13 protein-coding genes and 1 tRNA gene are annotated in these 13,912 nt (G+C 42.8%); 8 read left to right on the plus strand and 6 right to left on the minus strand.

What is annotated here, in order from left to right; all coding sequences use genetic code 11:
* The first annotated feature begins 20 nt into the window (after nt 1–20).
* The 3 genes from QZW47_RS19360 to QZW47_RS19370 all read left to right on the plus strand — a co-directional run bounded on the left by QZW47_RS19360 (nt 21) and on the right by QZW47_RS19370 (nt 1,897).
* Nucleotides 21–91 (plus strand) — tRNA-Gly (locus QZW47_RS19360).
* 349 nt (nt 92–440) lie between these two features.
* Nucleotides 441–1,157 (plus strand): actin-binding WH2 domain-containing protein, encoded by a 717-nt coding sequence (locus QZW47_RS19365; protein ID WP_293129925.1) that lies wholly within the window; start codon nt 441–443, stop codon nt 1,155–1,157.
* 32 nt (nt 1,158–1,189) lie between these two features.
* A complete protein-coding gene (locus QZW47_RS19370; RefSeq protein ID WP_293130075.1) occupies nt 1,190–1,897 on the plus strand; it encodes a hypothetical protein in 708 nt (235 codons plus the stop codon).
* A 366-nt stretch (nt 1,898–2,263) separates the two neighbouring features.
* Here QZW47_RS19370 and mutS read toward each other — a convergent pair whose 3' ends face one another.
* Nucleotides 2,264–4,891 carry a DNA mismatch repair protein MutS gene (gene mutS, locus QZW47_RS19375; protein ID WP_293129928.1) on the minus strand — a complete coding sequence of 876 codons (2,628 nt, stop codon included), beginning with the start codon at nt 4,889–4,891 and terminating at the stop codon, nt 2,264–2,266.
* A gap of 475 nt (nt 4,892–5,366) precedes the next feature.
* Between mutS and QZW47_RS19380 the strand changes: the two genes are divergently transcribed.
* Nucleotides 5,367–5,558, plus strand: a complete 192-nt coding sequence (locus QZW47_RS19380; RefSeq protein ID WP_366930900.1) for a hypothetical protein — start codon at nt 5,367–5,369, stop codon at nt 5,556–5,558.
* A gap of 27 nt (nt 5,559–5,585) precedes the next feature.
* Nucleotides 5,586–5,801, plus strand: a complete 216-nt coding sequence (locus tag QZW47_RS19385) for an acetyltransferase (protein ID WP_293129931.1) — start codon at nt 5,586–5,588, stop codon at nt 5,799–5,801.
* Nucleotides 5,802–6,005: 204 nt separating this feature from the next.
* Here QZW47_RS19385 and QZW47_RS19390 read toward each other — a convergent pair whose 3' ends face one another.
* Together QZW47_RS19390 and QZW47_RS19395 are read right to left on the minus strand one after the other, a co-directional pair.
* Nucleotides 6,006–7,160 (minus strand): AAA family ATPase, encoded by a 1,155-nt coding sequence (locus QZW47_RS19390; RefSeq protein ID WP_293129934.1) that lies wholly within the window; start codon nt 7,158–7,160, stop codon nt 6,006–6,008.
* 316 nt (nt 7,161–7,476) lie between these two features.
* Nucleotides 7,477–8,265: an RNA ligase family protein gene (locus tag QZW47_RS19395; RefSeq protein WP_293129937.1), complete on the minus strand. Its 789-nt coding sequence runs from the start codon at nt 8,263–8,265 to the stop codon at nt 7,477–7,479.
* Between the two features lie 247 nt (nt 8,266–8,512).
* On the opposite strand from QZW47_RS19395, the gene QZW47_RS19400 reads away from it, so the two are divergent.
* From QZW47_RS19400 to hpxZ, 3 genes are all read left to right on the plus strand, one after another.
* The gene (locus QZW47_RS19400; RefSeq protein ID WP_293129940.1) at nt 8,513–9,382 is read left to right on the plus strand and encodes a prohibitin family protein; all 870 of its coding nucleotides are present in this window, start codon (nt 8,513–8,515) and stop codon (nt 9,380–9,382) included.
* Between the two features lie 236 nt (nt 9,383–9,618).
* Nucleotides 9,619–10,038, plus strand: coding sequence for a peptidylprolyl isomerase (locus tag QZW47_RS19405; protein ID WP_293129943.1), 420 nt, complete (start codon nt 9,619–9,621; stop codon nt 10,036–10,038).
* A gap of 177 nt (nt 10,039–10,215) precedes the next feature.
* Nucleotides 10,216–10,602, plus strand: a complete 387-nt coding sequence (gene hpxZ / locus QZW47_RS19410) for an oxalurate catabolism protein HpxZ (RefSeq protein ID WP_293129946.1) — start codon at nt 10,216–10,218, stop codon at nt 10,600–10,602.
* A 55-nt stretch (nt 10,603–10,657) separates the two neighbouring features.
* Here the strand turns inward: hpxZ and QZW47_RS19415 are convergent, their stop codons facing one another.
* From QZW47_RS19415 to QZW47_RS19425, 3 genes are all read right to left on the minus strand, one after another.
* Nucleotides 10,658–11,803: a restriction endonuclease gene (locus tag QZW47_RS19415; RefSeq protein WP_293129949.1), complete on the minus strand. Its 1,146-nt coding sequence runs from the start codon at nt 11,801–11,803 to the stop codon at nt 10,658–10,660.
* A gap of 5 nt (nt 11,804–11,808) precedes the next feature.
* Complete coding sequence (gene yhdJ / locus QZW47_RS19420; RefSeq protein WP_293129952.1) at nt 11,809–12,660, minus strand: adenine-specific DNA-methyltransferase; 852 nt, start codon at nt 12,658–12,660, stop codon at nt 11,809–11,811.
* Between the two features lie 66 nt (nt 12,661–12,726).
* The gene (locus tag QZW47_RS19425; RefSeq protein ID WP_293129955.1) at nt 12,727–13,851 is read right to left on the minus strand and encodes a THUMP domain-containing protein; all 1,125 of its coding nucleotides are present in this window, start codon (nt 13,849–13,851) and stop codon (nt 12,727–12,729) included.
* Between the last annotated feature and the right edge of the window lie 61 nt (nt 13,852–13,912).

Consider the following 13,912-nt stretch of genomic DNA (forward strand, 5'->3'; position numbering starts at 1 on the left):
TAAGTTTAGGTTCTGTGTGTGCGGGCATAGTTTAGTGGTAAAACTTTAGCCTTCCAAGCTAACTATGCGGGTTCGATTCCCGCTGCCCGCTTACCAAGATAAATACCTCAAACCTACGAGAAATCAACGGTTTGAGGTTTTTTATTGCCCAGATTACGGGTGAATCAGCGGTTGGATTGACTAAAAATTGACTACGGATTGACTACGAAACAACCAAATTGAGTATCAAGTGAGTATCAAATGATTGTGCGGCCCTTTTTTGAATACAATTTGAATACAATTTGACTAGAAATATCCAGCCGACAGTCAATAACACTAAGGTTCAGTCTGCATGAAACCCTAGATAATGGGAGTTATGTGAGTTTTGTATCTAGAATAATAATGGGTTAACATAGAGTGCCCTCAGTTGGCAAGATTGGCGATCGCCCTCAGCTTGAGTTATGACTGATTCGGAGTCGCATCAGTTACAAGGAGAACCCGTGAAATATTTTTCAGTAGTAATGTATTTGCTGCGGGAACGGCAACAATTTCTCGAAGAAATTCGCGACGGTGTTAAGCTCAAATCTAAAATTTTCGGTTTGTTAATTTCCAGTACCATATTTTTTGGTATTTACGGAGCAATATTAGGCGCATCCAGTACGTGGATGCAATGTTTGGTTTCAGCAATCAAGTTACCAGCCCTTTACTTGCTGACACTGATTATCTGCTTTCCCACACTGTATTTTTTTAATGTCATGTTTGGTTCAAAACGAACTTTTGAACAGTATTTGACATTGTTAATGACATCGATGGCAATGATTAGCGTTTTGCTGTTTGGATTTGCACCTGTCAGCTTATTTTTTCTGATCAGCAGTACCAATTACAATTTTTATCTGCTGTTGAATGTTGCGATCATGGCAATTACAGGATTTTTGGGGGTAAGCTTCATTTATCAAGGAATGCACTTTATGTCCGAACAAGATGCCGAAGGCAAAGACATCAGGCTAAATATTTTGCGCTTCTGGTTGGGACTTTATGCCTTTGTCGGCAGTCAGTTGGGATGGACGCTGAGACCGTTTTTTGGCGCGCCGGGAAAAGCTTTTCAACTGTTCCGAGCGAGAGACAGCAATTTTTATCTGAGTCTCTGGGATTCTATTAGGTCTCTGGGAGGATTTTAATTAATGTCAATTTAAGGAGATTTGCCATAGTGATGCAAGCGGATTTGGATGGGTTGATAATTCCTGAAAAGGAGTTGGAAGATTTGAGCGGAATAGCTTTGAGCGACGGTTTTTCAGGTAATTTTTATCGACCTGCAACACTCCGGGACGGCAAAAAGCTGTTTGCTCTTTTGTTCCATGAGTTGCTAATATTTTGCGTGACACTTGTTGTCTCGCTCCCTGTTGCTTTATTGGCGAATAAACATGAAGTTAGTTCCGTTAGCGATGCTGAGATATTTGTCCGGGTTTTACAAATAACTTTGGGTTTATCGCTGGCGATTACGGTTGCTTGGAATGTCTATCAATGGCTGAAAGCCAAGCCTTTAGAAACCCTGGCGGGTTTGCTGGACGAAGTTGAGAAGTATCATGAGGTGATTAAGGCTTTAGATATTATCGATCGCCTAACCGCTGCTGGCAATTTACAAGCAAATTTGATTAACCGACAAGATGCAATTGAGGCATTACAAATCACTAGAGAAAGTTTGGTCTGTGCTTTAAAAACAGAGAGGATTCTCCGGGAAAACCAGCAATTTATCGGTCGCCGTTACGAGTTATTTGCTAATATTGAAAGTAATTTGGCGGCTTTGATGGCATTGGATGTGAGCGATCGGGCCAGCGAATACGGGCGGTTGCTAAATGAGGCTTTAGAAATTGGGATGAGCGTGCACAAAGAGGTAAGAAAGTTGCAAAATGGCAAATGATACAGGTTCGTAGTAAGGACTTTAGTCCTTCCATCTAAGTTTCAAATGACAGGTTCGTACTCAGGTTTGTAGTGAGGACTTTAGTCCTTCCAGGTTTGTAGTGAGGACTTTAGTCCTTCCAGGTTTGTAGTGAGGACTTTAGTCCTTCCAAGTTTGTAGTGAGGACTTTAGTCCTTCCAAGTTTGTAGTGAGGACTTTAGTCCTTCCAAGTTTGTAGTGAGGACTTTAGTCCTTCCAAGTTTGTAGTGAGGACTTTAGTCCTTCCATCTGAGTTTTAAATGACAGGTGTGCAGTCATGAATTTAGCCATTAAATCTGAGTTTTGAAGGACTAAAGTCCTTACTACGAACCTTTTTTGGTGACAATTTTAATCATCAAAGATATCTAATTGTTGGCCCTCAGACTCTTGTTTCCCTTCTTTTTTAACACCCTTCCGCAGCCCGATCGCAATTTTGCTATGTTTCTCAATCTGCTTCATCACCTGTCTCGCCCTGTCAATCACCGACGGCGGTAAACCCGCTAATCTCCCCGCTTCAATTCCGTAGGACTTGTCAGCACCGCCGGGATGAACTTCGTGCAAAAATACTATTTGATCCGGCAATTCCTTCACCGTCACCTGATAATTTGCCACATTATCCAAAATCGAAGCTAACTCGTTCAACTCGTGATAGTGAGTCGCAAAAATTGTCCGCGCCCGAATCTCGCTGGCTAAATATTCTGCCACAGACCAAGCAATCGAAAGTCCGTCAAAAGTCGCCGTTCCCCTACCAATTTCATCTAACAACACCAATGATTTCGGCGTGGCGTGATTGAGAATATTCGCAGTTTCGTTCATTTCTACCATAAACGTAGACTGACCGGTTGCTAAATCATCGACGGCGCCGACACGGGTAAAAATGCGATCGCAAATTCCCAAAGTTGCAGCCTTCGCGGGGACAAAACTGCCCATCTGCGCCATTAACTGGATCAAACCCACCTGCCGCAAATAACAACTCTTCCCACTAGCATTCGGCCCGGTTAAAATAATTAAATCTGGGCGACTTAGCGCTGCTTCCCGACCCAAAAAAGCCGAATTTGGGACAAAAAATCCCGGCGGTAAAGACTTTGCTACCACCGGATGACAACCTTCAATAATTTTAATTTCCCGACTTTCAACCATCGTCGGGCGACAGTAATCTTGATAAACTGCTACTTCCGCCAAACCGCACAAAATATCCGCCGCCGCCACCGCACGGGAAACGTTGCGAATAATTTCCGAGTGCTCTCCTACCTCCGATCGCAATTTCGCAAAAATATCGTACTCCAACTGATTCAAATCTTCCCGCGCCGTCAGAATGCGGACTTCCCTTTCTTTTAATTCTTCAGTGCTGTAGCGTTCTTCATTGGTAAGAGTTTGCTTGCGGGTGTAGTCGTTCGGTACTTGGTCAACTTTGGATTTGGTAATGCTGATGTAATAGCCAAAAGCTTTATTGTAGCCTACTTTTAAATTAGAAATTCCGGTACGTTTTCTTTCATTTGCTTCTAGATTTGCAATCCATTCTTGGTCGCCTGAAGCAGTTTGGCGCATTTCATCAAGCATCGGATTGATGCCCGGTTTAATCAAACCTCCTTCTTTTAAATGAATCGGCGGTTCGTCAACTAAATGAGTGTGAATTGTAGTTGCTAATTCTTCGAGAAGTGGCGGGACATTTTGCAATGCTTTCAAATAGGGCGAGAACCCTTCAGTGGCGATCGCAGCCAATTGCGGCAATTTCGAGAGAGAATCGGCTAAAGCGACCAAATCTCGGGCGCTAGCGCTTCCCGAACCGGCGCGCCCCGTGAGTCTTTCGATGTCATAAATTTGGCGCAGCAACTGCTGCAAATCTTGGCGCAGGGGATTGTTGTCTACTAATTCTTGAATCGTGTCGTGGCGGGCGCCAATGCCTTTAATGCTGAGCAAAGGTTGCAGCAACCAGCGGCGCAAAGCGCGGCCTCCCATGGCGGTGCTGGTTTTGTCTATAGCCCACAGCAGCGAACCGTGAAATACGCCATCTCTGACGGTTTGAGTTATTTCGAGATTGCGGCGAGTTTGGTAGTCGAGAATCAGAAAATCGGTGATAGTGTAAGTGTGCAATCTTTGCAAAGCAACTGCTTTTTCTTTTTGAGTTTCTTCGAGATATTGCAGCAAACCTCCGGCGGCGCGCACTGCGAGGGTAAGGTGGGCGCATCCCAGGCCTTCGAGCGATCGCACTTTGAACTTTTGCAGGATGCGCTGTTTGGCTTCGGATAGAGTAAACGGGATTTGCGATCGCAAAGAATAGCAAAACGAATTCGGCAAACAATCGGGTAAATGTTCAGATTTCTCTCCCGGCCTCAACATCGTCACCAAATCCGGCGCATTAGTCGGAATTAGCACTTCCGAAGGCTGCAAGCGCAGCAATTCTAGGGTTAATTGTTCCAAACTATCGGCTTGGGTAGTGACGAATTCTCCTGTAGAAATATCAGTATAAGCCAATCCCCAATGTTCGCCAGCGATGACAACTGCTGCTAAAAAGTTATTCTGTCGGGGTTTGAGCATTCCGTCATCAGTCAAGGTTCCGGGAGTGAGAATGCGGGTAATTTCGCGCTTGACTTGGCGGCCTTCACGGGCGGCGATTGAAGCATCTTCAACTTGGTCGCAAACTACCACAGCATAGCCTTTTTCAACTAACTGAGAAGTATAGCGATCGAGGGCGTGGTGCGGTACTCCTGTCATCGGCACTCGACCGATTTCTTTGCCGCTTTCTTTGCTAGTACAAACCAGTTCTAATTCCCGCGAAATAGTCACGGCGTCTTGAAAAAAACACTCAAAGAAATCTCCGACTCGAAACAATAAAAGTGCGTGAGGATACTGTTCTTTCACTTCCACATACCGCTGCATCATCGGCGTCAGCTTGGTGAATTCTAGTAAGCGGTGGTCGGCATTGCGGATGTTGGCTTGATTGGGGTCTGTTGGGGTAGATGCAGTGTAAGGCATAAAAGGGATTGATAAATTTTTATCTTTAACAACTTTAGCGCAAGCTCGGCTTTTAGCTATAGCTAATGATACAATTTTTGACGATTAATCCTCCTTCAGCAGGGTGCGCGATTCTCAAGATGCGGGCCCCGTTACATGGTTCGTAGTGCGTCCTGGCGTCCGCAGCATTGAAGCGGACTGAAGTCCGCACTACGAACCCGATCGCCAAAAACAACCTCTGCCATGCCGCTCTGAGCTGTTAACTGTTAACAGAATAACCCAAAAGCTTCTGCAATTTATTCAGGTTCTGAGTTAACTTTTTTATATTTTTAAAACAGCCGAAAGATGGATTTATAAATTATACCTCGGATAGAGACCTGCTAGATTTTATATGCTTAAGATTAAAACATTCAGCCCAGTGATTTAGCTGCTGAGTGAATTTAAGATTTAGAACCAAAATCTGCTAGAAGTTAACGAGAGGAGAACCAAATAATGAATGCTCTTTGCTGGCAAGGGAAAGATGCACGTTCACCACTATTTGAAGCCTTTGCTCGATCGGGTTCAAAAAGGCGAAATTGACCCGTCATTCGTGATTACCCACCGCATGAAATTGGATGAAGCGCCCGACGCTTACGAGATTTTCAAGCAGAAAAAAGACAACTGCATCAAAGTTGTTCTCAAACCCTAACTCACCATTAATTGACAAGGAGAAACTATGCTTTTACAAGAAAAAGAATCCGGCGACTTGGTAGAAATTCTCGATATCGAGACTTTAATCAGCCCTAGCCAAAATCAAGTACCGGGACGAATTCAAGCTGGTGAAGAAGAGCAAGATCCCGCACATTTTGAGAAGGATAAATTGGTTTTTCCTTCCGGCGAAGTGCTGCCCCGCTGCTGGACTGAGGAAAATTATAAAACTACCGGTTCGTAGTAGGGAATTCAGTCCTCGATTGACTCATTCACTAATTCGGGACTTAAGTTTTTACTACGAATCTCGGAACGGACTTAAGTCCTTACTACGAACCTTAGGTTTGCAGTGGGACTTTCATCCCATATATTTTAATTAATCAATGAACTCCTTAAGACAAACCATATTTTTGCAATCAGTCTAATGAATTGATTAAAACGACTGAGGTCAGAAATCTACAATCCATTCTACCTCATGGGCTTCGGTGATATCTGGAATATCCAGGCGATTAGCCAATCTTTGAATTACGGCTTCTGGTACTGCTGCTGCGCGCGATCGATTCCGCCGCCATACTTCCTCCAAGGGAACTTCGAGATAAACAATCCGAATTCGCACTTGATAACCAGCAAAGAAATTAATTAATTGCTGGCGCATTTGTTGAGTTGTATTTGTGGCATTCCAGACAAAAGAACGTCCCAATCTCATGTATTCCCGCGCTCGATTTTTAGCGGTCACGATTACTTCTCCGGGAGTTTCATCGGGAGGAACGTTCATCTCTTTTCGCAGCGCGTCCAAGGAAATAACAGGCCAATTGGGCCGATTTTCTTGAATCCAATAATCTTTACCGCTTCCGGGCAATCCCGACATCAACACAACTTCGCATCGAGTATCATCAAATGCTGTATAATCGGGGTTGCCGTTCTCTTTCCGGAAGTAGATAAATCGGCTATGTGCTGATGGGAATTGTCGCGGAGAATCTAAACAATTATTTTCTTGACAAAACTCCCGAAATAGTTCTATTTTATCCAGAATTTCTTGTCTGTCAGCACACTCTCGGCCGCGCACGTCTGCTTCTGCTAAAAGTGCGAGGAAATCGCAGCGGACAACTTGACTGGCTTTGATTACAGACTGCTGCGGGTTGGGTTTGTCCAGCAGCCAGATTGGTAAACTGCCGAATTGGACGATCGCACAAACAGTCTCTCGAATGCTAAACTGCACAGGCGGGTCAAATTGAGATAAAATTTGTCTGACCATCCTCGCACCTTGACGGGCGTGACCTTTCGAGCTAATTCTCCCATTTTCATCTATCTTAGTAAAAGCCGGTTTTGCCACATCGTGTAGCAAAGCCGCAGCAAACAGCATCGAACGTTCTTGAACAGGAAGCTGCCGCCAATTCGGGGAAGATATTAAGGCTTCGCAGACCATTTTGGTATGAATTAACACATCTCCTTCAGCATGATAAATCCGGTCTTGCTGACATCCTTCTAAGTTTTGAATCCAATCGAAATAATTATAAATCTTCTCCCAATCCAAGAACCAATCGGGCGGTTCCGAACAAAAAGGAAAACTCCAAGTTGCAGATTGTGATAATAAAGTAGTCACGGTTTCACCTGTTTCTTAATAAAATCGTAAGGTGTGCAACGTGCACCTGTATTCTTAAGTCCGTGGAGGTGGTCGCTGAGCTTGTCGAAGTGCGGACATTGTTTGTATAGGATCGGTTTCAACCGCCGAGTCTTATTTATTAATATCTTAATTTCTTGAGTCCGCGGAGGCGGACATTGTTTGTGTGCTCGCGTTGCTAGCGGTTTCAACCGCCGAGTCTTATTTGTTAATATCTTAATTTCTTAAGTCCGCGGAGGCGGACATTGTTTGTGTGCTCGCGTTGCTAGCGGTTTCAACCGCCGAGTCTCAAAAATTTTCAACTAAAATTAAATAAATCAGCACCAGGACGCAAAACATTAGGTACAATCGGACGATTCAGCCAATGTCCCTCCGCGTTTTTTATCGCAGTCAAAAAGCTAGCCCGCACGTACTTGTAACGCGCCTTAACAATTCCATCTGCTTCAACTTTAATATACAAACCCTCCATAACATCACTCTTATCAGTCTCTTTCAAACACCTCTCCTCATCTAACCCCAATTCCTGACACTGCAAGCGCAAATGCTCCAAATGTCCGGGCAAAATAAAATTAGATTTCTCCATCAACTGCATCATTTGTTTGGGCGATTGTAGCATTCCAGAAAACAGCACAGGAGCTGAAACTAACGGCAATCCACTTAACAAATGGCGGCGGACTTCTGTACTCAAAAACTGACGAGTTTCCAAATCCAACACGTCATATTCCATAAAATAGTGCGGCAGAAAATTGTAAAAAACCGTATGTTTTGCATACAGCCATTCGCCGTACAAAATATAACGATTTCCCAGCACTTCTCCCAGAGTTCCGCTGAGACTAAAAGCCCACTGTTTGAACAAGTTAAAATGTTTTTCTCTGGGGCCGCCGGTGAGATAGTGGCCGCGACTTTGTAGCAGCATTTGCCCGTCTGGAGCGAAGCTGATGCCCGTATTAGCGCCGTCTACCTTTTCTTCGATGATTAAATGGCGATCGGCAATAGCGCTAAATGGCACGCTGTCGAGGTCTTCATCACCAGGCTGGAAACGCGAACCTTCGATATGATAAGTTCTGGGATATTTAACAATTTCCACAATCGATTTTAGATTTTAGATTGGAGAGCCAATTCATTAGACAAGATTGTAAAAGTCCTTTGAATCAATTTTTTGGACAGGCTAGAAGCCCGTCCCACAGAAAGTGCTTTGAATCAATTTTTTGGACAGGCTAGAAGCCCATCCCACAATAAAAAAAAATGTGGGATGGGCTTCTAGCCCGTCCCGATCGTTTTTGCAAGATGTCTATTAACCATTATAATAGATGTATCACAAAGGAGCGTGTATTTTGAAAAGTCAAAGTTTCCAGAGCGTAACCTCAGCGATCGCTGGGATTCTATTAGTAGTCGCACTGCTTCTAGGCTTCAACTCTTTTGTTGTCATCAATCCCGGTGAAGCAGGGGTGGTCAGCATTTTAGGCAAAGCCACCGATGGAGCATTGTTAGAGGGATTTCACCTGCGACCCCCGCTGATATCCAAGGTAGATATCTACGATGTAACAGTGCAAAAATTTGAAGTTCCCGCCCAGAGTGCTACTAAAGACCTTCAGGATTTAAATGCTAGTTTTGCGATCAACTTTCGCCTCGATCCTGCCAAAATAGTAGATGTCAGAAGGACTCAAGGAACATTAGAAAATATAGTTTCTAAAATTATTGCTCCGCAGACGCAAGAAGCATTTAAAACAGCGGCTGCGCTGAGAACTGCCGAACAATCTATTACTCAAAGAAGCGAACTGAAACGAGACTTTGATAGTGCGCTGAAGGAAAGGCTATCAAAGTATGATGTAATCGTGCTTGATACAAGCGTTGTCAACATTCGATTCTCCACAGATTTCGCGAAAGCGGTTGAAGAGAAACAGGTTGCTGAACAGCGGGCGCAAAGAGCTGTTTATGTTGCTCAAGAAGCAGAACAACAGGCTCAAGCTGATATTAACCGCGCTCAAGGTAGAGCAGAAGCTCAAAGACTTTTGGCGGAAACTTTGAAAGCTCAAGGCGGCGATTTGGTGCTACAAAAAGAGGCGATCGAAGCTTGGAGAAGCGGCGGCGCTCAGATGCCAAAAGTGCTGGTTATGGGTAGCAATTCGAGTCGAGTTCCTTTCATTTTTAATATGAACGACATTCAGGAAGAAGCCCCTCGCCCAAAACCGGTCGATAATTAAAATAGCACTTACCCTCTGAAACCCTGTTTCTCGGAAAATGTTGGCTTTGCTAACGAGAAATCTAGCCAGAAACCGGGTTTCAGAACAAGGGGCGCACCAGTCCTATCAGATTTGTCAGAGTGTGGTACACTTCTGAAAGTCAAAATATAGCGACAGCTTAAAACCAGTCGCTATGCAAGCAAAGTCCGCAATTAACACGCAGACAGCACATTCATTTTAGGAAGCAAGGAGAAATCATGACCCGCGCTATTATGGAAACAGACAAAGGTACAATCAATTTGGAACTGTTCGATGCGGATGCGCCGAATACAGTGAAGAATTTTGTTGACTTGGCGGAAAAAGGTTTTTACGACGGACTATTGTTTCACCGAGTCATTCCTAACTTTATGGTTCAAGGTGGCTGTCCTAAAGGTACTGGAACCGGCGGCCCCGGCTACAAAATCAAGTGTGAAATCAACTCGAACAAACATCTAGATGGTACTTTATCGATGGCTCACGCAGGCCGCGATACTGGTGGAAGTCAATTCTTTATTTGCCATTCTCCCCAGTCTCATTTAGACGGAGTTCACACAACTTTTGGCAAAACTGAAGATATGTCTGTCGTGAATGCAATCCGCCAAGGCGATAAGATTATTTCTCTGAAAATCGAGCATTAATTTCTAGAATACCGGGCGGTTGAAACCGCGTCTATACAAGCAAAACCCGCCTCCGCGGGTTGAAGAGAATAAGTTAAAATTACGTTATTTTCTTTACACTGCGGAGGCGGATAAAAGTTTGACCGTTACGTGGTTTCAACCGCCGTATTATCTTTTTTAACCCAAGCGTATTGATTGATGACTCTAATAAATGATGCTGCTGTGGTGGCGCAGTTAACTGAATTGTACTTAAAATATGAAAAAGCTCTTTGTACGAATGATATTGAAACTCTCGATAGTTTGTTTTGGGATGCGCCGGAAGTCGTGCGGTTTGGGGTGACGGAGAATTTGTATGGGGGCGATGAGGTGAGGGCTTTTCGTCAAGGGCGTGAGGTTGTAAATCTCGATCGACAAATGTACAATCTAAAAGTCGTGACTTTCGGTGCAGACACAGCGGCTGTAACGCTGGAATTTCGGCGCGTAGTCGATGGAGTGGTGCGGCTGGGGCGTCAGAGTCAGATGTGGCGGAAGTTTCCTCAAGGGTGGAAGATTGTTTCAGCTCACGTTTCTTTGTTACCAGTGTAGGTGTGAAACGTAAGGAAATAATAATTCTATCACATAAGCTGATTTTATTACTGAATTATTCATCTTCTAGAGCAACTTCTAATAGTTCAATTTCCAGACTTTCTTCCTCATCTGCATAATTAAATTCCAATCTGCTCTGCTTAATAATTTCGCTCAATATACTGCTTAAATATCCTTGGGCTACAGCTTGTTCAAATCTTCCTATCAGAATAGGAACATTGATTATTTCCTCGATACATTCCATATACTGCGAGACTATAGCATTAATTGAATACTGCTTTCGAGCTTGTGCTTCAATCTTTGATTTAATTTCAATATCTGAATCTAAAGATTTAACGACAAATGTGATCGGATACCTTTCAATTTTATCAATATCTAGGAAATATTTATTCACATCTATAGTTTCTGTCACCTGAAAAAAACGTCCGAGGGGTTTCATTACAAAGTCAATTCCCCCATCATTAGCATTTGTCCTACCTGTTTTAAACAGCTTTAAATTTTCTGGCTGGAGTGTGTCTAGTTGATAACCCCAATAAATAACTTGGTCGTTGTAGTAGTATTTTAAGATACTATAGCTCACAATCTCGAATATTCTAGCATCTACAGTTGGCGCTACCATTTGTTGAATAAATTCTCTGACTTGAGTCTCTGTCAATTTTTGAGCATCTTTACAAAGTTGAAGAAATTTTTCAAAGCTATCTCTCTTAGCTTCCACGTAAGCGTCAATTATATCGATTATTGTTTCTGCTATATTGTATTCATTCTCACTAATCTTAACTTTTAATAAATTTTCGTTAAACCAATACCTATTATTTTTCTGATTTATCAAAATTGGGATAAACTCACAAGTGGGAAAATATCTTTTAAATTCTTCATTCATTCTATGATTCAAACCATGATTTTGAAGTTTTTGCCCAAACGGTAATTCACGCTGTCTGTTAAAAATATTTGTATAAACTGCACCTTCATAATCTGAATACATCCCTGTTAGATGAAAATTTTTGACAAGATAGTCTTCAACCAGAACATAAATAGCGTATAAATTGGCAAAACTTCCTCTAGATTTTGAGCCTTTATTTGCAGATTTAGTCTTGATGTTCAAATATAAAACTAGGTGACTTTCAGCCAATATTTGAGTACCTATTTCGCCAAAATGATTTTCTAAAATTTTCTTGATTATTTTGGTAAATTCATGTTCCATTTTAATTATACTTGTAAATTTAGAGTTAGCTGTTTTGGGGAAATTTCACCGGATTCGACTTCAGACATCAGCTCCTCTTCACTATCATTCGTGGTAATTTCCAACCTCCGCAATCCTATTTGTAGATACTTTTCTTGCAATTCTATCCCAATTGACTGTCTTTTAAGTTGCTTCGCAACATATGATGTTGTAAAAGTTCCCGAAAATATATCTAGTACAACGTCGCCCTCATTACTACTTGCTTTGATAATTCTTTCTAACAACGATGTTGGTTTTTGGGTAGGATGATCCTCATACTCAGGCATACGATATCTGACTCTCGGAAACTCCCAGACATTACCAGGAACTTTTTCAGAATTATATACTGATGGTATGGACTTGCGGTAGTCAATTAGTTTTCTCACAGCTCCGGTTTTGGCTTCTACCAGAATATCTGAGGAATTAAATGTATAATTTCTTTTGTCTTTGACGCAATATAAAATTGGTTCGTACAGAGAACCGTAATAGTTTTTTGCTTGTACGCCAGAACTATCATAATACCACACTATTCGAGAAAGAACTGTTAAGCGCTCGCGCAAATACAAATCAAAGTATGGCATACTTTGAGTTGATGCCATTAGATACAAGCTGCCATTATGTTTGAGCTTATTAACACATAAGTTCAACCACTGATAACTCCATTCTAAGTAGTCGCTTTCAAATTCCCATTTGTCTTGAAAACCATTGAAGTTTTTGCCAATATTATAGGGAGGATCGGCAAAAATCAAATCGATTGAGTTGTCTTTGATTTCACTTTCGATCACTTCTAGGACATCTCCTAAAATCAGCTTGTGTCCTTCGATTTCAAAGATTTGCATTCAGCCTAACCTCTTTTAATTAATATTGGCTAGTGCCAATGGTAGTGACCTATGTTGTACAAATATTCAATACAGTTCATACTTGAGCAAGGTACAGGGAATCGAGCCATTAAAAACCGGAATCCGCTTCGATGTTCTGAGTCCCACTTGTTTCCCCAACTCCTTATTTCCTGTCAAAATAAACGCATTCCAACCTTTAAAACGCTGCTTGAAAATATCGCCTAACATCTTATAAAGTTCTCCTAATTCCGCCGCATCTCCCAGCCGCTCTCCGTAGGGAGGATTGCAAATTAGAACGCCTCTATCTGTCGGTGCTTCTAATTCGGATAATTCGGTACGAGCAAACTTGATTTTGCCTGCAATACCTGCTTGCTGCGCGTTGGTGCGAGCTTGATCTAACATATCAGAATCGCGATCGCACCCGGCGACCATTTCAGGAAGTTCTGGCAATTCGCTGTTTTCAGCTTCGGCCCACAATTTATCCCACAAAGGCTCGTCAAAGTCCCGCCAACTCATAAATCCAAACTTGTCGCGAAACAGTCCTGGCGCAATATTTAAGGCTTTTAAACTCGCTTCTAAAGGCAAAGTTCCTGAACCGCACATCGGGTCTAAAAATGGTAAATCTGGCGTCCATTCTGCCATCTCTAATAGGGCCGCAGCGAGGGTTTCTTTGAGCGGAGCTAAGCCCATTGCGGGGCGATATCCCCGCCTGTGCAAACTGCCGCCGGAACTGTCTAAACTCAAAATACCGTGGTCTCGATGGATGTGCAGGTTAATTAGTAAATCGGGATTCTCGACATCTACATTGGAACGTTTGTTAAATTGGTGGCGCTGTTGGTCGGCGATCGCATTTTTGACCTGCAAAGCTGTAAAGTGGGTGTGATTTAATTTGTCGTTGCCGCCGGTACAGTTGACTGCTAATGTATTGTCAGGATCTATGTATTCGTCCCAAGGGATTTTCTGGACTTCGCGGTAGAGTTTATCTGAGTCGTAACACCGGAATTCGGCTATGGGAACGAGGACTCGAAAGATTGTTCTCGACCACAGGTTTACACGGTACAATAAAGCGCGATCGCCTGCAAAGTAAACTCCTGTAAAGTCGGGCTTGACATCTTGCGCCCCTAAGCTTTCTAATTCTTGGGCGGCAATTGTTTCTAAACCGCGCGCTACTGTAGCAAAATATTGATTCATTGATAATTGGGAATTGGGAATTGGGGATTGGGAATGGGTTTTTCTCGATCGCCCCAAATTA

Source organism: Microcoleus sp. bin38.metabat.b11b12b14.051 (assembly GCF_013299165.1).
Lineage (GTDB): Bacteria > Cyanobacteriota > Cyanobacteriia > Cyanobacteriales > Microcoleaceae > Microcoleus.